16 protein-coding genes are annotated in these 16,977 nt (G+C 52.2%); all 16 read right to left on the bottom strand.

The window, feature by feature from the left end; all coding sequences use genetic code 11:
• Positions 1–225: 225 nt before the first annotated feature.
• On the bottom strand, positions 226–306 hold the full coding sequence (spoVM, locus tag NYE54_RS11265; RefSeq protein ID WP_034273235.1) for a stage V sporulation protein SpoVM: 81 nt from the start codon (positions 304–306) through the stop codon (positions 226–228).
• Between the two features lie 160 nt (positions 307–466).
• Positions 467–1,126 carry a ribulose-phosphate 3-epimerase gene (gene rpe / locus NYE54_RS11260; protein WP_339273463.1) on the bottom strand — a complete coding sequence of 220 codons (660 nt, stop codon included), beginning with the start codon at positions 1,124–1,126 and terminating at the stop codon, positions 467–469.
• 3 nt (positions 1,127–1,129) lie between these two features.
• The gene (rsgA, locus tag NYE54_RS11255) at positions 1,130–2,038 is read right to left on the bottom strand and encodes a ribosome small subunit-dependent GTPase A (protein WP_339272013.1); all 909 of its coding nucleotides are present in this window, start codon (positions 2,036–2,038) and stop codon (positions 1,130–1,132) included.
• Between the two features lie 51 nt (positions 2,039–2,089).
• Positions 2,090–4,228, bottom strand: coding sequence for a Stk1 family PASTA domain-containing Ser/Thr kinase (pknB, locus tag NYE54_RS11250; RefSeq protein ID WP_339272012.1), 2,139 nt, complete (start codon positions 4,226–4,228; stop codon positions 2,090–2,092).
• Positions 4,225–5,001, bottom strand: coding sequence for a Stp1/IreP family PP2C-type Ser/Thr phosphatase (locus tag NYE54_RS11245; protein WP_076320735.1), 777 nt, complete (start codon positions 4,999–5,001; stop codon positions 4,225–4,227). Before NYE54_RS11245 ends, pknB begins: the two co-directional genes overlap by 4 nt.
• Positions 5,002–5,007: 6 nt before the next feature.
• Positions 5,008–6,048 (bottom strand): 23S rRNA (adenine(2503)-C(2))-methyltransferase RlmN, encoded by a 1,041-nt coding sequence (gene rlmN, locus NYE54_RS11240; protein WP_076320734.1) that lies wholly within the window; start codon positions 6,046–6,048, stop codon positions 5,008–5,010.
• Between the two features lie 180 nt (positions 6,049–6,228).
• Entirely contained in the window at positions 6,229–7,557 is a 1,329-nt protein-coding gene (gene rsmB, locus NYE54_RS11235) for a 16S rRNA (cytosine(967)-C(5))-methyltransferase RsmB (protein ID WP_339273462.1), read from the bottom strand.
• Between the two features lie 50 nt (positions 7,558–7,607).
• Positions 7,608–8,549, bottom strand: coding sequence for a methionyl-tRNA formyltransferase (fmt, locus tag NYE54_RS11230; RefSeq protein ID WP_339272011.1), 942 nt, complete (start codon positions 8,547–8,549; stop codon positions 7,608–7,610).
• Complete coding sequence (gene def, locus NYE54_RS11225; RefSeq protein ID WP_076320731.1) at positions 8,546–9,040, bottom strand: peptide deformylase; 495 nt, start codon at positions 9,038–9,040, stop codon at positions 8,546–8,548. Before def ends, fmt begins: the two co-directional genes overlap by 4 nt.
• 43 nt (positions 9,041–9,083) lie before the next feature.
• Positions 9,084–11,612 (bottom strand): primosomal protein N', encoded by a 2,529-nt coding sequence (gene priA / locus NYE54_RS11220; RefSeq protein ID WP_339272010.1) that lies wholly within the window; start codon positions 11,610–11,612, stop codon positions 9,084–9,086.
• Positions 11,612–12,865, bottom strand: a complete 1,254-nt coding sequence (gene coaBC, locus NYE54_RS11215) for a bifunctional phosphopantothenoylcysteine decarboxylase/phosphopantothenate--cysteine ligase CoaBC (RefSeq protein ID WP_339272009.1) — start codon at positions 12,863–12,865, stop codon at positions 11,612–11,614. The genes priA and coaBC overlap by 1 nt, the downstream gene beginning before the upstream one ends.
• A 124-nt stretch (positions 12,866–12,989) precedes the next feature.
• Complete coding sequence (rpoZ, locus tag NYE54_RS11210; RefSeq protein WP_100536098.1) at positions 12,990–13,190, bottom strand: DNA-directed RNA polymerase subunit omega; 201 nt, start codon at positions 13,188–13,190, stop codon at positions 12,990–12,992.
• A gap of 57 nt (positions 13,191–13,247) precedes the next feature.
• The gene (gene gmk / locus NYE54_RS11205; protein WP_076320728.1) at positions 13,248–13,820 is read right to left on the bottom strand and encodes a guanylate kinase; all 573 of its coding nucleotides are present in this window, start codon (positions 13,818–13,820) and stop codon (positions 13,248–13,250) included.
• 13 nt (positions 13,821–13,833) lie between these two features.
• The gene (locus NYE54_RS11200; protein WP_006209218.1) at positions 13,834–14,094 is read right to left on the bottom strand and encodes a DUF370 domain-containing protein; all 261 of its coding nucleotides are present in this window, start codon (positions 14,092–14,094) and stop codon (positions 13,834–13,836) included.
• Positions 14,095–14,147: 53 nt separating this feature from the next.
• Positions 14,148–15,035 (bottom strand): YicC/YloC family endoribonuclease, encoded by an 888-nt coding sequence (locus NYE54_RS11195; RefSeq protein WP_339272008.1) that lies wholly within the window; start codon positions 15,033–15,035, stop codon positions 14,148–14,150.
• Positions 15,036–15,073: 38 nt separating this feature from the next.
• Complete coding sequence (locus NYE54_RS11190) at positions 15,074–16,945, bottom strand: bifunctional homocysteine S-methyltransferase/methylenetetrahydrofolate reductase (RefSeq protein ID WP_339272007.1); 1,872 nt, start codon at positions 16,943–16,945, stop codon at positions 15,074–15,076.
• Positions 16,946–16,977 lie beyond the last annotated feature (32 nt).

Genomic DNA, 16,977 nt, shown 5'->3' with positions numbered 1-16,977 from the left:
AGTCTGTCCTCGATAAGTACGTCGCTAGACACTCTTCTTTTGATATAAGAAAGCGAAGGAGAACTCCCGCACATTATGGCTTTCTTATACCGCAAGAAAAACCTCCGCACACAGATGCGGTATGTCCTCCATGCGCGCTCTATCGGAGTGTTCTTGCCTCTTTCCCCAGAACCGGCTAGGCGGCGTCAGTCCCAGGCGGAGGTTTTGTTACGCCGGGACAAGCTGTCAGCTCTTGTGAAACGTATTTAAGATGGCCTTCACAAAACCTCCCAAAAACTTCGGCAGCTTGAACGTATAGAATTTCATGTCTCACCCTCCCCATCATTCTCATGCCTTCCTAGATTATGTTATGCACCAAGCCCACAGATGTGAACACAGACAAAAAAGGCTACATGAGAACCCAGCTCATGTAACCATATTTATGCGGGAACCCCGCGCCCTATGCATCCCGTTGCTCACGTTCTGGTCAAGATGATACACTGTCACGGATTACTGCAATGGCTGCCGCGCGATCCGGCTTGCCGAATACGGCGCTGCCCGCAACCAGGACATCCGCTCCCGCTTCCACCACAAGCGGCGCTGTCTCCGCTGTAATGCCGCCATCCACTTCAATATGGATATTCGGGTAGTCGGAGTTTGAAACCCATTCACGCAGCTGTGAGATCTTGTTTACAGTCCGCTCGATAAATGCCTGTCCGCCAAACCCCGGGTTCACGGTCATCACCAGCACCAAATCCAAGTCAGGCAGCACTTCCTGAAGGACATGGGCTGGCGTAGCCGGATTGATCGCGACGCCGGCCTTCACGCCAAACTCTTTGATCAGATGGATGACTCGATGAAGATGCTGGCAGGTCTCGGCATGAACGGTGATCAGATCGGCTCCAGCCTTGACAAAGTCCGCAATATACAGCTCAGGCTGTTCAATCATCAAGTGTACGTCAAGCAGCAGGCTCGTATGGGGTCTGATGGCTTGGACGATCGGCGGTCCCAGCGTAATATTAGGTACAAAGTGTCCGTCCATGACGTCCACATGAATCCAGTCGGCTCCGCCAGCCTCGGCTTCCTTAATTTCTTGTCCCAGCTTCGCAAAATCCGCTGACAATATGGATGGCGCAATTTTAATCATCATTCAGTACCTCCGCTTCTTGTCTTTCATCTCTGTATAAAACTCCACATAATGCTCATAACGGCTAGCCAGGATGATTCCATCCTCTTTGGCTTGGATCACCCGGCAGCCCGGCTCCTGCAGATGACTGCAACCTCTGAATTTACATTCCGCAGCATAAGGAGCAAATTCTCTGAAACAGGTCGATAACTCCTCGACACCCAGCTCTAGAAAATCCAGTTGGCTAAAGCCGGGTGTATCGGCTACATACCCTCCGTTATCAAGCTCAATCAGCTCCACATGGCGTGTCGTATGTCGACCGCGGCCAAGACGCAGGCTGATTTCACTCGTCTCCAGCGAGAGGCCTGGCATCAACGCATTCAGCAGGGACGATTTCCCGACACCGGATTGACCGGAGAAGACACTGATTCGACCGGCCAGGCGTTTCTTCACCTCTTCGGTCCCAATCCCTTGCAGAGAGCTGGTAATCAGCACTTCATAACCAATCTCTTTATACTTGCGCTTCACCTGCTCCAGTACATCGTCGGAGGCGTCTACAAGATCCTGCTTCGTCAGACAGATCAATGCCTCAAGGCTCTCATGCTCAATATGTACCAGAAACTTGTCCAGCAGATGCAGGCTCAGATTCGGTTCTTTGACCGAAAACAACAGTACCGCCAGGTCGACGTTCGCGACAGGCGGGCGAATTAATTGGGAAGACCGTGGAAGAATTTCGTCCACGGTCCCTTCCCCATTTTCAGTCAATGAATACATCACGTGATCTCCAACGAGCGGAGAGATACCTTTCTTTTTGAAAATGCCGCGGGCTCTGCATTGAACCGCTGGGTCCTCCCCGGATATAATGTTGCCATCCTGCATTGGTTTGACATAATAATATCCGCTTAGTGCCTTCACGATCAGTCCCTCTAGCATATAATAGGCCTCACCTTTCTTGTTGAAATTTAGTGTGCTCACAACTTGTTTCTAATCGTTATCCTTACCTTTACCAGGGCCTTTGCCTTTTTCATGGTTGCCGGAGTCCCAATGGTAAGCAGCATCATCTTCCTCATTCGAACCGTCCTCGCCAGTTCCTTCATCCGGATTGGTGTCCACCGGCACATCAGGCTCAACAGGCGGTTGTTCAAAGGTCGGCTGCGGCACGGTGCCATTCTTGACATCGCTGTAACTTACGCTGTACGTATCCACTTGGCGACCGTCACGGAAGATCATGACCGTTGCATGCTTGTCGGGAGCCAGCAGCAGCTTAACAGGTACCATTTCCGAGGTTGTAATGACCTTGTTCATAGCTTCCTGGTTTTCTCCCAGCGCATCGGTGAAAACGACCCGAATTTTGCTTTCTTGTCCCTCCATGCTTGGTGAGACCGGTACACTGTAATTGTACTCAAGCGCATCCGAAGGATAGCCTGAGCTGACGAATAATGTGATTTTGTCGCCTGGAGCAACTTGTTGGTTGGCCATATGCGGCCATTGCTCTATTACGATGCCCTTCTTTACTTCAAAGCTGGATTTTTCCTTGACTGCATCAACTTTAAGGTTAAGCGATTCAATCGTGTTTCGGGCTTGCTCTTCTGTCATGCCAACCAGGCTCGGCATATTGAACGTCTGCTTTCCCTTGCTGATCGTGACCCGGACCTCCACCTGTTCAGGATCAATTTCGGTGGTCGCGGAAGGACTCTGATCATAGATCTGACCGACAGGTACATTATCATTGTTTTCAGAGGACTGCTTAATAGCGTTATCCTTAATACCCATATTTTTCAGTATCTCAACTGCCTGATCAAACGTCTTACCCGAGAGATCCGGCATTTGCTTAAGAGGCTCCTTATCCCCAACCGACAATTGAACCGGTGCCCCCTGCCTGAGCATGGTCTCTGGTTCCTTATCCTGGGCAAACACAATGCCTTCATCGACATTTGGTTTATATTCACGAATGACTTCCTCATCCACCGTCAAACCTTGGGCCTCAAGCTCGCGGATCGCATCCTCTTCCGTCATGCCTACAACTTGGGGCACCTTAACCTCAGGTACCTCCAGCATATTGTTCACATACATGACGACACCGAACATGATGCCGAGGAACAGGAGCACCGAACCGATGATGATGGTCGGCTTGACCCATTTTTTCTTCGGTTTACCGGTCGGCTTTTCCTCAAACTCCTCGTCATCCGAGTCGTCGTCCGGGTCATGGTGATGCTGGCTGCTGCGCTGCATCGTTTTGAGCGCCGGCATGACCAGGGTTGAATCGGCATCGTCCTCGAACTCCATCTTCGGTTCGTTGAGTCGCATCGGCATCAAACACGTCTCGAGATCGTCCATCATTTCTTCCGCAGACTGGTAACGCTCCTCCGGGTTTTTGCGCATGGACTTCAGGATGATGTTCTCCACGCTTTGAGGAATGAGCGGGTTCACTTCTCTAGGCTCATCAAACTCCTCCTGGAGATGTTTCAGAGCTACACTAATCGGGCTCTCGCCCAAAAATGGAAGACGGGCCGTGAGCATTTGATATAACACAATACCAAGTGAGTATAAATCCGATTTCTCGCCAGTAACAACGCCCTTGGCGTGCTCCGGCGAAAAATAATGCACAGAGCCCACAACAGAGCCTGTTTGCGTAATAGTTGTCGACGTGACCGCCCTGGCAATGCCAAAGTCGGTTACTTTGACCCTCCCATTCCGGCCAATCAGAATATTATGCGGTTTAATGTCCCGGTGAATGATCTGGTTATGATGGGCGTGCCCCAGTGCATCGCAGATCTGGATAGCAATCCGTACAGCTTCTTCCACCTGGAGCGGTGCCCGTTCTTTTATAATTTCATTCAAATTCTGACCTTCGATATATTCCATGACGATGTAATGCACTTCTTCCTCTTGGCCCACATCATAGATGCTGACCACGTTGGAATGCGACAACGAAGCCGCTGATTGTGCCTCACGCCGGAAACGCCGAATAAATTCCTCGTCGTGCACAAACTGCTGGCGCAGCACTTTGATCGCTACATTCCGGTTCAGCAAAATATCCTGAGCCTTGTAGACCAGCGCCATGCCACCGCCACCGATGCGTTCTATAATTTTATAACGACCAGCCAATTCATGTCCGATCATGAATCCCACCCCTTTATACGTTGCCCGACAACTTCTTCTTGATGTTCAAACATTGCGACCGTGATGTTGTCCTCACCGCCAGCAAGAAGTGCCAGTTGAAGCAGGCGATCCGCTCTTTCTTCCAGAGGAAGGTCAAGTGAACCGGAAATCTGACCGATCAGCTCGCGGCTGACCCGGTTGCTGAGCCCGTCACTGCAGAGCAGCAGCACTTCGCCTTCTCCGATCGTAACCGGTGTTAGCTCAACCGTCACATCCACATCCGTTCCAAGTGCCCGGCTTAATACATTTTTCCGGGGATGGGTTTCCAGTTGATCTTCCGTAATCTGACCACTCTTAAAAAGCTCATTGACCAATGTGTGGTCATCTGTGAGTCGAATCACTTGTCCGGGAACGACTTTGTAAGCCCTGCTATCCCCGATATGTCCGATATAACCTTCGGAACCTCGCAGCAGCACCGCTACAATCGTCGTGCCCATATTGTGAAGCCGCTCATCAGCCGAGGCTTCACGATAGATAACGGCATTGGCATGCAATATGGCATCACCAAGCGCAGCCCGAATACTTTCCATGGACATGTCCTGTTCCAAAGAAGACAAATCCTCGGCTACGGTATCTACCGCAAGCCTGCTGGCGGTGTCACCCGCAAGGTGACCTCCCATACCGTCAGCAACCACACCCAAGGTATAGCCATGCTCCAGTGTGCTAACAAATACCGAATCTTCATTAACAGGACGAACGCGTCCCACATGGCTTACATGAACCGTCTTGATCAAATCTTCTCACCCCAACTCCATATGCTTGGCCCGCAGCTGACCGCAAGCGGCAGCGATATCATGGCCTTGTTCACGACGGATGGTCACATTGACCCCCTTGTCTGCTAACGCACGTTGAAATTTGAAAATATCGTTACGCGATGTGCGAACATATTTCCGTTCCGGCACATGGTTAACCGGAATCAGATTGACGAAGCAGTTCATATCCTTAATGACATCCGCAAGCTCTTCGGCATGCTCAACCTGATCGTTTACGCCGCCGATCAAGGCGTATTCAAACGTAATGCGCCGTCCGGTTTTTGCTTGATAATAACGAAGCGACTCAATCACGTCATCAAACGGGAACCGGCGGTTAACAGGCATTAACTTGGAGCGCAGCTTATCGTTCGGTGCATGGATGGAGATGGCCAGATTAATCTGAGTATCCTCTTCCGTGAATTTATAGATGTTAGGCACAATGCCACTCGTCGAAACGGTAATGTGGCGCTGGCCGATATTCAAGCCTTTTTCATGGATCATCGTGCGCAGAAACTTCATGGTCGCTTCATAGTTCTCAAACGGTTCGCCTGAGCCCATGATCACGATGCTGCCGACACGTTCTCCCGTTTTATCGAGAATCTTCTGCGCCTGAACCACCTGGGCAACAATCTCGCCGGAGGTCAGATTCCGCTTCAAGCCACCCAGTGTGGATGCACAGAACGTACATCCGATGCGGCAGCCTACCTGCGTTGTAACGCAGATGCTGTTGCCGTAATTGTGCCTCATGATGACGGTCTCGATCGCATGGTCATCATGCAGACCGAACAGAAACTTGACCGTTCCATCCTTTGACTCCAGCTTGGTGATTTCCGTCAGGGTAACAAAACTGAACTCCTGTTCCAGCTTCGTCCGAAGCTCCTTGGACAGATTCGTCATTTCAGCAAAGTCGTTCACCCGCTTTACGTACAGCCAGTCATAGATCTGGGTTCCGCGAAACGCCGGTTCCCCATTCTCTTGAGCCCATGCTTGAAGCTCTTCCAGTGAATAATCATATATAAAAGGTTTCATTCTCACCACACCTGTCTAATTTAGAGGAAGTCCAGTCAGCATTCTTCCGAACTCTCCCTATTACATTCATATGCATCTCTTTTTTCATTCTTCCTATTCTAACATAAATAAAAGAGACGGTAAAAGAGGAAAACCCGCCGGCATTGGCGGGATACGACTATAGTCATGGCGGCGGACACCCTAAGAGGGGCGTCTGCCGAGTCTTGCAATGTAAAAGCCGTCACTGTGATAGTGCTGCGGCAGAATTTGAATCCCGCCTCCACGCTGAAGCGATTTCTCTTCCAGCCGGCTTAAGGCTCCAAGACCGTCTTTCGGGATGTCAAACTCGGAATGGCCTTCCAGAAAAGCAGATACAACGCCTTCATTCTCCAGCGGCTCAATCGTACACGTGCTGTACACCAAGAGTCCTCCGGGACGAAGCAAGGTCGAGACCGACTCCAGCAGCCTTAGCTGAAGCGCCGCAATTTCATGTATGTCCTCCTGTGACTTGCCCCACTTCAGATCAGGCTTGCGACGGATTACGCCAAGGCCCGAGCATGGAGCATCCAGCAAAATTCGGTCAAAAGACGCAGGCTCGAAGCGGTCAACCAAATCCAGCGCGTCACCAGTCACGATCGAAATGCTGTCCAGTCCCAAACGGCTGGCCTGATCCGATATCAGCTTGCCTTTATGGGCATGGATGTCGTTGGCAACAATGCTGCCTTCATCCTTCATCAGCTCGCCCATGTGGGCACTTTTCCCGCCCGGGGCTGCGCAGCAATCCAGCACCCGCATTCCCGCCTCTGGCTTGACAGCCTCGGCGACCAGCATGGAGCTTTCATCCTGGATCGAGATCATCCCGTCCCGATACCAATCGGTCAAGGCCATATTGCCCGCTCCTTTTACGACAATCCCATAGGGGCTAAGCGACGAAGGGGTGGCATCGAAGTCGTGGCTGCTCATTAATGCCAGCATGTCCTCCCGGCTGATCATCGTGGTGTTCACCCTAACGCTGACAGCGGGCGGTTCATTGTTCGCGGCACAGATTGCCTCTGTCGTCTCGATCCCGTACTGGGATATCCAGCGCTCCACCAGCCACTGCGGATGGGAATGCAGCAGAGAAATGCGCTGGGCCGCCGGCATATTCTCAGGGATCGCCAAGCTTTCCTTCTGACGCAAAATATTCCGAAGCACCCCGTTCACCATACCGGAAATCCCTTGATGCCCGCGGCGCTTCGCCAGATTAACGGCTTCGCTGACAACCGCGTGATCCGGAATCCGATCCAGATATACGACCTGATACAGACTGATGCGAAGCAGTGCCCTTACCCACGGCTGCAGCTTCTGTACCCCTTTATTGACAAACTTGTCCAAAAAATAATCGAGCGTGTTCAGTCGCGAGATCGTGCCATAGATCAGCTCTGTAGCAAGTCCGGCGTCGCTCTTCGCAAGCGAGGACTTCTGCAAGGCGGTGTTGAGCAGAAGATTGCTGTACGCCCCCTCCTGCTCAACCTGTGTTAATACATTCATCGCCAGCTCTCTCGGGGAGTCCTGACGCCCCTTCGGGCTGCGGTTTCCGCTCACGTCAGCACCGTCCCGGCCGTCAGGCTCGTCCCGCGCACGAATTGCGCTGCATCCATTGCCTTCTTGCCGCTGGGCTGAACCGTAAGCAGCGTCAGCGCGCCGTCGCCTGTTTTCACAACGATCCCCTTCTCATGCAGCTCCAGCACGGTTCCGGGCTGTGCATCGCCAGATGGCTTCTGAGCGCTGTCCGGCTTAGCCGCTGCCCATACTTTGAACACTTCCCCGTTCCACAGCGTAAATCCACCGGAGAAAGGAACCAGACCGCGAATTTGATTATAAATTTCGCGGGAAGTGCGATTCCAGTCGATCTTCTCGTCATCCCGGGTCAGGTTCGGAGCATACGTTGCCTTCGTTTCATCCTGGGGCTCAGCCTCCACCTTGCCCTTCACGAGCCGCGGCAGCTCCCGCAGGAGCAGCTCCGCACCGGCTTGGCTCAGCTTCTCGAACATCGTTCCGGCCGTATCGTCATCTTCAATGGGAACCTCGGTCCGTGCGATCATGTCCCCCGTGTCGAGCCCCTCAGCCATATACATCAGGGTGATGCCTGTTACGGATTCTCCGTTGATGATGCTGCGCTGAATCGGAGCTCCTCCCCGATAAGCGGGGAGCAGCGAGCCGTGGACATTAAGACAGCCGAGTGACGGCATATCCAGCACTGATTTCGGCAGGATTTGGCCATAGGCGGCCGTGACGATCAAATCAGGCTTATATTGGGCCAGCTCGGCCACGGCTTCCGGATTCCGCAGCCGCTGAGGCTGCAGAACCGGGATGCCGTGACGAAGAGCGGCTTCCTTAACCGGTGTTGGGGTCAGCACTTTTTTACGCCCTTGCGGACGGTCAGGCTGCGTAACGACGGCAGCTAAGGAATAACCTTCGGCAATCAACATTTCCAGGCTGGGTACTGCAAAGGCCGGGGTGCCCATAAATACAATATTCATCGATTCTCCAGCTCTTTTCTCGGCTGTTCCGGAACATACTCATACACCCGATCAGCGATTTCCGTAAACAGCACCCCGTTCAGATGATCGATTTCATGCTGAAACGCTCTCGCAAGCAGCCCGGTACCCGTAATGATAAGCTCTTTGCCTTCACGATCAAGCCCCTTAACCGTCACTTTCTCCGCACGGCGCACATCCCCGTTCCATCCCGGAATGCTCAGGCAGCCCTCCGGTCCGAATTGCTCGCCTTCGCTCTCCACGATCTCCGGATTGATCATCTTGATCAAACCGTGCTCGTCACCGGCATCGATCACGATCAGACGCTTCAGAATGCCGACCTGCGGCGCAGCTAATCCAACGCCTTCCGCATCGTACATGGTATCGGCCATATCGTCCAGGAGCTTTTGAACGTTCGGCGTAATTTTGGTAACTTCCTTTGCCTTTTTATGAAGAACCTCATCCGGTTCTTTAACGATAATACGAATCGCCATGTCTATGACACCATCCTTGTGCTTTTCATCATTATATGCTGAATTACATTAACATTTGCGGATCTACGTCAATACTGATCTGGAGCTTGCTGTCCCGCGCCGAATCCTGAAGCTTCTCGGCAACCGAACGTACCAGCGAGACAGCATCCATCGTTCCCCGCCATTTTATCATACATTGAAATCTGTATCTATTTTTCAACCGCGGAATAGGGGAGGCTACCGGGCCCAATATATCGAGCGCGCTAGCGTCGAATCGGTCCAGACTCCCAAACCATCCCCGGCGGTCGGATTCGCTTTTGATGGTCGCGGCAAAATTCTCCGCCATTCTTACCAGCAGCGGCAGCTGTTCATGCGACAGCGTCACCAGGATCAGCCTGCAATACGGCGGATAATGGAGCGCTTTGCGGTGCTTCAGTTCGTCCTTGACAAAGGATAAATAATCATGGCTGCTTGCATGAATAATCGAATAATGCTCGGGTGTATAGGATTGGATAACCACTTCACCCGGCAGATGATGGCGTCCTGCTCTTCCGGCAACCTGCGTCAGCAGTTGAAACGTCTTCTCGGCCGCCCGGAAATCGGGCAGGTTCAGCGCCGAATCGGCTGTAATGACACCGACCAAGGTGACATCGGGGAAATCCAGGCCTTTGGCGACCATCTGGGTACCTAGCAGCACGTCCCCTTTTTTATCCCGAAACTGCTTCAGCAGCTTCTCATGGGAACCCTTCTCGGTCGTGGTATCCACGTCCATCCGAATGACGCGAATGCCGGGAAACAGCTTGGCCAATTCTTCCTCGACACGTTGCGTTCCCGTACCGAAATAGCGTATATGTTCACTTCCGCAATCCGGGCAAACCTCCGGCGCTTGTGCGGCATAACCGCAATAATGGCAGCGCAAATTATTCGATTTCTGATGATAGGTTAGCGATATGTCGCATTCCGGACAGCCTGCCACATATCCGCAGCTCCGGCACATGACAAACGTGGAGTAGCCCCGCCGATTCAGCAGCAGTACCGTCTGTTCCCCGCGTTCCAGCCTTGCCGAAATCGCGGCATGCAGGGAGCGGCTAAACATCGAGCGATTTCCTTCTCGCAGCTCCTCTCGCATATCCACGACCTGGACCTCAGGCAGCTTGTTGCCCAGCGCACGGCTCGGCATCTCCAGCAGATGAGGCGCAAAATCATCCTGAGCTTGCGATCTCGCCGCATGGTAACTCTCCAGCGAAGGCGTTGCCGAACCCAAAATGACGGCTGCACCGGTCAGTTGGGCACGGTGAATCGCAACATCCCTGGCATGGTACTTCGGCGTCTCTTCCTGCTTATAGGAACCTTCATGCTCTTCATCCATAATGATCAAGCCCAGACGGTCAAACGGCGCAAACACTGCCGATCGTGCGCCCACAACAACGGACGCCCGGCCTTCCCTTATTTTCCGCCATTCATCATATCGCTCCCCATCTGAAAGCCGGCTGTGCATGACAGCTACGCGATCGCCAAAACGGGCTTTGAATCGTTCCACCATTTGGGGTGTCAGCGATATCTCAGGCACCAGCACAATCGCCTGACGCTCCTGTTCGAGGCATCGCTGAATCGTTTGCAGGTAGATTTCGGTCTTGCCGCTGCCTGTTACCCCGTGGAGAAGAAACACGCCATGCTTGCGTTCATCCAGCTTGTGCACGATGCTGCGGTACACCGCTTGCTGCTCCGGTGTGAGCGCTAATGGGGTGCTAGGCGTAAAATGCCGCCCCCGATAGGGGTCACGGAACACTTCGATATCCTCAAGGGTAATCAGCCCTTTGTCCGCCAGCGCCTTCACGGTGCCTGCGGTGACGCCCAGCGCCTGTAGCAGATCCTTCTGCGATATTGGCAGAAATGCTTCCATTTCCAATATATACTGGAGCACTTCCTTCTGGCGCTGGGCCTTGGCCGGAAATGAGGCAAGCGCCAGATGCGCTTCCTCGCTCGATACGGCAAGCTCTACCGCTTTCACCGTTTTTTTCTGCAGTTTATCCTTGATTTGCTGATATTCACTCAGCCGTCCACGGCCGATCAGTGCTTTGATGGTGGCAGCCCCATCCGGAAATGCCCGCGTTAACTGCTGGAGCGAAACCTCGCCTCTCTGACTGACAAAGCGGATGATCTCCTGTTCCGACTCACTCTCGGGCAGGAGCGCAAATAATCCGTCGGTTTCATCCGTCGGAGACGTGCCTGAATCGCCAATGGAAATGTACCGCTCAGCCTTCCCTTTCAGCGCCGTTGGCAGCATCGACTGCAGAACCGATATATAGCGGCATGCATACCGCTCCTTCATCCATTCTCCAAGCTCAATCAGTTCAGGCGAAAGCGGCGGCATCACATCGAGCACTTCCTGAATCGGCTTCATTTTCGCCGTATCCATCTCGGGCCGGGGATGCAGAGAGACCACAAACCCCTGAAGCGTACGATGCCCGAACGGCACGCCGACCCGGCTGCCTACCTCGACCCATGGGCGGAGCTCCTCAGGGATTAAATAATCAAAAGGCCGGTCCGTATCCTTGGACGGCACGTCCACAATCACTCGTGCCATTTCCATCAGGATGACCTCCCGGACAACCGATCAGCCGCCAGCGTTAACAGCCTCTGGGCCACTTCCTCCTTGGACATCACGGGAAGCTGCAGGACCAGCCCTTCTGCATCAAAGATATGAACGCTGTTCGTATCCGTGCGGAAGCCTGCTCCTTCCTGTGTAACATCGTTAGCAACGATCAGATCGCAATTTTTGCGTTTCAGCTTTTCTCTGGCAAACTGCTCCACCGTATCGGTCTCAGCAGCAAATCCGATTAAGAACTGGGTGGTTTTTTGGCGTCCCAGGCTCTCCAGAATGTCCGTTGTCTTGACAAGATCCAGCGTCATCGTCTCCCCGCGCTTTTTGATCTTTGATGTCGCTACCTCAGCAGGGCGATAATCGGCAACCGCTGCTGCCTTGACCACGATATCGCTATGATCGAACACACGTTGCACCGCATCGTACATATCTTGAGCCGATTCCACCTTTTCCGTCTTGATTCCCTCTGGCGGGACTTCATCGGTATGAGCGGCAATGAGGTGAACATCCGCTCCCAGCTGCTGGGCCACTTTCGCGATCGCAAACCCCATTTTTCCGGAAGAATCATTCGTTATATACCGGACCGGATCAATGCGTTCGATCGTGCCGCCGGCCGTGACAACTACCTTTTTACCATGCAATATGCCTGTCGAGCTGCTCGCCATTTCCTCATTCAACGCCACAGGTTGTGCGGCACGATCTCGGAAAAACCGGTCAACCACGTCAACAATCGTATCGGGCTCTTCCATCCGTCCCTTACCGACATATCCGCAAGCCAGAAGCCCTTCTCCGGGTTCAATCATGGATACCCCGCGGGAGACCAGCGTCTCCATATTCGCCATGACGGCTGGGTGCGTGTACATATGCACGTTCATTGCCGGCGAGATCATGACAGGAGCCGTGGTCGCGAGCAGCGTTGTGGTCAGCATGTCATCCGCCAGGCCATGTGCCATCTTGCCGATGACATTGGCTGTGGCCGGAGCGATCAATACCAGATCGGCCAAATCAGCCAAATGGATATGCGAGACGACCGATGGGTCCCGTTCATCAAAGGTATCGCTATAAACCGGGTTTTTAGTCAGCGTTTGAAGCGTTAATTCCGGAATGAACTGCTTCGCGGATTCCGTCATAATGACATGCACATCCGCCCCCCTCTGGACAAGCCTGCTGCATAAAGTCGCTGCTTTATACGCGGCAATGCCACCTGTAACGCCAAGCACAATGACTTTTCCGTTCAACATGACAATCCCCCGCTTTCCATTGTATAAAGGCTACATTCTCATATCTTCTCAAAAAAATAACAACCTTTCGGTTGTCACATTTTCGCGCGCTAACGCATGTTATTCAAATATTGAAGAAAAAGTCTTAGTCCTGTCCCTTCTCGATTTTCACGTAATCGCCATAGATTTCTTCCAGAGCGACACCGACAAACTTATGGGATTTCGGATTCTTCAACTCGCTGACTCCGCCTTCACGCAACTGGCGTGCACGGCGGGAAGCCGCAACCACAAGAGAATATTTACTGTCTACCTTATTCATCATTTCATCAATGGATGGATATAACATGGCGAAGCACCTCTTCTTCTTTTACTTGAAAGTTAACACCGTCTATGAATAGACAGGTTACTTTCTCACCTTACAATGTTCGGCAATAATGATAGATTGTATTCTCTCACAAGCGAGATTGATTTCATCGTTCACTACCGCATAATCATAATGCTGCAGTAAATTGATTTCGTCAACCGCTACGGACATGCGGTGGTCGATGGTAGCTTGACTCTCTGTCCCACGTCCCTGGATCCGATCTTTCAGTTCATCCAGCGACGGCGGCATCAGAAACACAAAGATACCTTCTGGAAACTTCTCCTTGACCTTCAGTGCACCCTGCACTTCGATCTCCAGTATAATATCCTTGCCGGAGGCTAAAGTTTCTTCCACAAAATCACGCGGGGTTCCATAATAGTTCCCGACGTATTCCGCATATTCGAGAAGCTGGTCGTTCTCAATCATATCCATGAATTGTTCCCGACTTTTGAAAAAATAGTTCACACCATGTACCTCGCCGAGCCGCGGTGAACGTGTCGTAGCCGACACCGAATACACCAGCTCTGGAACCAGGCTGCGAAGTGCCGTACAGACGGTTCCTTTTCCCACCCCGGAAGGACCGGACAATACAATCAATAATCCTCTAGACATAGTACTCCTCATCTTATTCGTCGTTGTCGTCATCTTTGCTGGACAGACGGTGAGCCACCGTTTCTGGCTGCACAGCCGATAAAATCACGTGGTCGCTATCCGTAATGATAACAGCTCGTGTCCTTCGGCCATATGTAGCATCAATCAGCATATGACGGTCCCGTGCTTCTTGAATGATCCTCTTGATCGGAGCCGATTCAGGACTCACGATTGAGATGATCCGATTGGCCGATACGATGTTTCCGAAGCCAATATTAATAAGTTTGATTGCCATTGTGCGGTTGCTCCCCCTATACATTTGACTCTTACTTGCCGATGAAGCTGCGGTCATTCCACATTAGCGGCTTGTTCACGAATCTTCTCCAGTTCCGCTTTCATTTCGACAACACGGTTTACCAGAGTCAGATGATTGGCTTTCGATCCAATCGTATTGACTTCTCTGTTCATTTCTTGAATCAGAAAATCCAGTTTACGGCCTACAGGGCTTTTCTGATGAAGCAGCTCTCTGCATTGTTCCAAATGACTGTGAAGTCGAATCAACTCCTCGTCCACATTAGAACGTTCAGCAAACAGGGCAACTTCCATTCCGAATATATGTTCATCAACAGCAAGCGACCCGTCATCAAGAGATTCTATGCGCTGCCGCAGACGCTTCCGGTACTCTTCCGGAACTTCAGGAGCAATCTCGGTCATCTCTCGGTGAAGCAGCTGCAATCGGTTTAACCTCTGCCCGATATCCTTCACGAGAAAAGAACCTTCCCTGCTGCGCATCTGAATCAGACCCTCCAGCGCTTGTTCAAGACCTTGAAGAAGCGCATCATTCCATAACTTCTGCTGCGCTTCATCCATGGGAAGTCCGCTCGGACTAACAAGAACATCTGGCAGCGACAAAATATCCCGCACCGCCAGATCTCCCTTGATTCCATATGACTTCAAATCCTCGGCTGCCTGTAAATACGCCTGAACCATGGCGTGGTTCAGCACAGCACCCTGGGACTCGCCGTTGTTTTCCTTGTTAATATAAACATCAATCCGCCCGCGTCCAATTCGGCTCTGTACCGCCCGTCGAAGTGAATCCTCGAAGCAAGCCCACTCACGGGGCATACGAAAGACGATTTCACAATACCGATGATTGACTGACTTCACTTCGAAAGAGATACTGTAACCTTGAAAATCGACAACGGATTGCCCATATCCGGTCATGCTCAATGACATCGGAATCACATCCATTACACTATTGTAATTGATAATTATTAATGAAACAAGGGGGTCAATCGACGGCCCGATTTCTCCCAGACATACTCCATTAATTGTACGCTCATTTCATAGAACATAAACGGCGTCATTAAGTATATGCCGTTAAAATGCTCTGTTGCAACATCCAGCAGCTCCTTGCCGATCTTGACACCCATCGCCCGGCCCGCTTCACCTTCAAGCCCGGCCATGCGGCTGCGGACTTCGTCCGACAGTTGAATGCCCGGTACCTCATTATGCAGGTATTCCGCGTTCCGTCCGCTTGCCAGCGGCATGATGCCGATAAAGATCGGAATATCCAGATGTGCCGTCGCTTCCCTCAGCCTAACCATTAACTCGGGATCGTACACAGGCTGTGTCATCACATAATCCGCACCCGACGCAATCTTCTTCTCCAAGCGGGCAACCGCTTTGTCCAGATGCCTTACATTGGGATTGAACGCTGCGCCGACAACGAATTTGGCCTTCTGCTTAAGCGGCTTTCCGGAAAAAGCAATGCCGTCGTTCAGCTGTTTGATCATGCGGATGATTTCAAATGAGGTCATGTCGTACACCGAGCTGGAATCCGGCAAATCCCCGAAGCGTGCCGGATCCCCCGTCACCGCAAGCACATGGTCGATGCCAAGCGCATCAAAGCCCATCATGTGCGACTGCGTGCCGATCAGGTTTCGGTCACGGCAAGCGATGTGGATCAGCGGCCGCAGTCCCGTGCGTGCTTGTACTAGATGGCCGAGCGCCATGTTGCTCATACGGGTTACGGCCAGCGAGTTATCTGCAAGGGTCAGCGCATCGGCTCCCGCTTTGTTCAAAGCTTCCGCACCCTTCATGAACTTGGTGATATCCAGATCCCTTGGAGGGTCCAGCTCGACGATAACGGTATGACGTTCCTTCACGATATCGACAATCGTCGGCTCCCCGATGCGCTCGTAAAATTGCTCTTGGGCTGTCTCGTGAATCACGATCCGGTTGACTTCAGCCTCATCGACGGCAGGAAGCGGCGCGGGTACGTAATCGGACAACGCCGATGATATTTCGGCGATATGCTCCGGTGTCGTTCCGCAGCAGCCGCCGACAATCCGGGCACCACGTTTCGCAAACTCCAAAGCCGTCTTGCCGAAATACTCAGGACTCGCACCATAAAGGTATTCCCCATCCACATAATCAGCGATCCCCGCATTTGGGTAGACCGAAGCCGGAAGATTCATAATGCCGTTCAGGGTTTCAAGTGCGCGCATGATACCGTTTGGACCCGTCCGGCAGTTAAAGCCGATCACGTCCGCACCTTCTTGACTCAGGATGCGGTAAGCATCCGGCATCGTGAAGCCGTCCAGTGTACGGGCAATATCCTCTACCGCAAACTGGCAGATCACCGGCAGATCGCTAAGCATCCGAGCCTGCGCCAAAGCCAATTGAATCTCGTCCACGTCATAAAACGTTTCGAGCAGAATGCCGTCAACGCCTTCCGATATGAGTACCGACAGCTGCTCTTCGAAGTAACGCTTGAGCTCGCTCGTGGAAATGTTGCTTCTTTTGCCTGCACGAATGGAGCCTACCGCACCCACTACATATCCGTTATCGCCGGCAGCTTCACGCGCAATTCTCACGCCTGCGCGGTTAATCTCTCCTACCTTCGCCTCCAAACCGTATTTGGACAGCTTGTCATAATTGGCAGAGAACGTGTTCGTCTCAATGACCTGGGCACCAGCCTCAGCATACTGGCGATGAACGTTTCCGATGACCTCCGGAGAGGTTAAATTCAGTTCTTCATATGATATGCCTACAGGAAATCCTTTTTGATATAAATAAGTACCCATCGCGCCGTCACCGACCAGTACCTGATTCTCCCATGCCTGCCGAAGATTCGGTTTCATCGCGTTTCTCCTCCACCCGACGTTTATTTTCA

Origin of the sequence: Paenibacillus sp. FSL K6-1330 (assembly GCF_037976825.1) — a bacterium.
In the GTDB taxonomy this organism is placed as follows: domain Bacteria; phylum Bacillota; class Bacilli; order Paenibacillales; family Paenibacillaceae; genus Paenibacillus_AQ.
This window is presented reverse-complemented; position numbering and strand designations above follow the sequence as displayed.

Excerpts from the sequence above, each read along its gene's own strand:
- spoVM (WP_034273235.1), bottom strand. The coding sequence starts at position 306 with ATGAAATTCTATACGTTCAAGCTGCCGAAGTTTTTGGGAGGTTTTGTG.
- rpe (WP_339273463.1), bottom strand. The coding sequence starts at position 1,126 with ATGATTAAAATTGCGCCATCCATATTGTCAGCGGATTTTGCGAAGCTG.
- rsgA (WP_339272013.1), bottom strand. The coding sequence starts at position 2,038 with ATGCTAGAGGGACTGATCGTGAAGGCACTAAGCGGATATTATTATGTC.
- pknB (WP_339272012.1), bottom strand. The coding sequence starts at position 4,228 with ATGATCGGACATGAATTGGCTGGTCGTTATAAAATTATAGAACGCATC.
- rlmN (WP_076320734.1), bottom strand. The coding sequence starts at position 6,048 with ATGAAACCTTTTATATATGATTATTCACTGGAAGAGCTTCAAGCATGG.
- rsmB (WP_339273462.1), bottom strand. The coding sequence starts at position 7,557 with ATGAATGTATTAACACAGGTTGAGCAGGAGGGGGCGTACAGCAATCTT.
- fmt (WP_339272011.1), bottom strand. The coding sequence starts at position 8,549 with ATGAATATTGTATTTATGGGCACCCCGGCCTTTGCAGTACCCAGCCTG.
- def (WP_076320731.1), bottom strand. The coding sequence starts at position 9,040 with ATGGCGATTCGTATTATCGTTAAAGAACCGGATGAGGTTCTTCATAAA.
- priA (WP_339272010.1), bottom strand. The coding sequence starts at position 11,612 with ATGGAAATGGCACGAGTGATTGTGGACGTGCCGTCCAAGGATACGGAC.
- coaBC (WP_339272009.1), bottom strand. The coding sequence starts at position 12,865 with ATGTTGAACGGAAAAGTCATTGTGCTTGGCGTTACAGGTGGCATTGCC.
- rpoZ (WP_100536098.1), bottom strand. The coding sequence starts at position 13,190 with ATGTTATATCCATCCATTGATGAAATGATGAATAAGGTAGACAGTAAA.
- gmk (WP_076320728.1), bottom strand. The coding sequence starts at position 13,820 with ATGTCTAGAGGATTATTGATTGTATTGTCCGGTCCTTCCGGGGTGGGA.
- NYE54_RS11200 (WP_006209218.1), bottom strand. The coding sequence starts at position 14,094 with ATGGCAATCAAACTTATTAATATTGGCTTCGGAAACATCGTATCGGCC.
- NYE54_RS11195 (WP_339272008.1), bottom strand. The coding sequence starts at position 15,035 with ATGTCATTGAGCATGACCGGATATGGGCAATCCGTTGTCGATTTTCAA.
- NYE54_RS11190 (WP_339272007.1), bottom strand. The coding sequence starts at position 16,945 with ATGAAACCGAATCTTCGGCAGGCATGGGAGAATCAGGTACTGGTCGGT.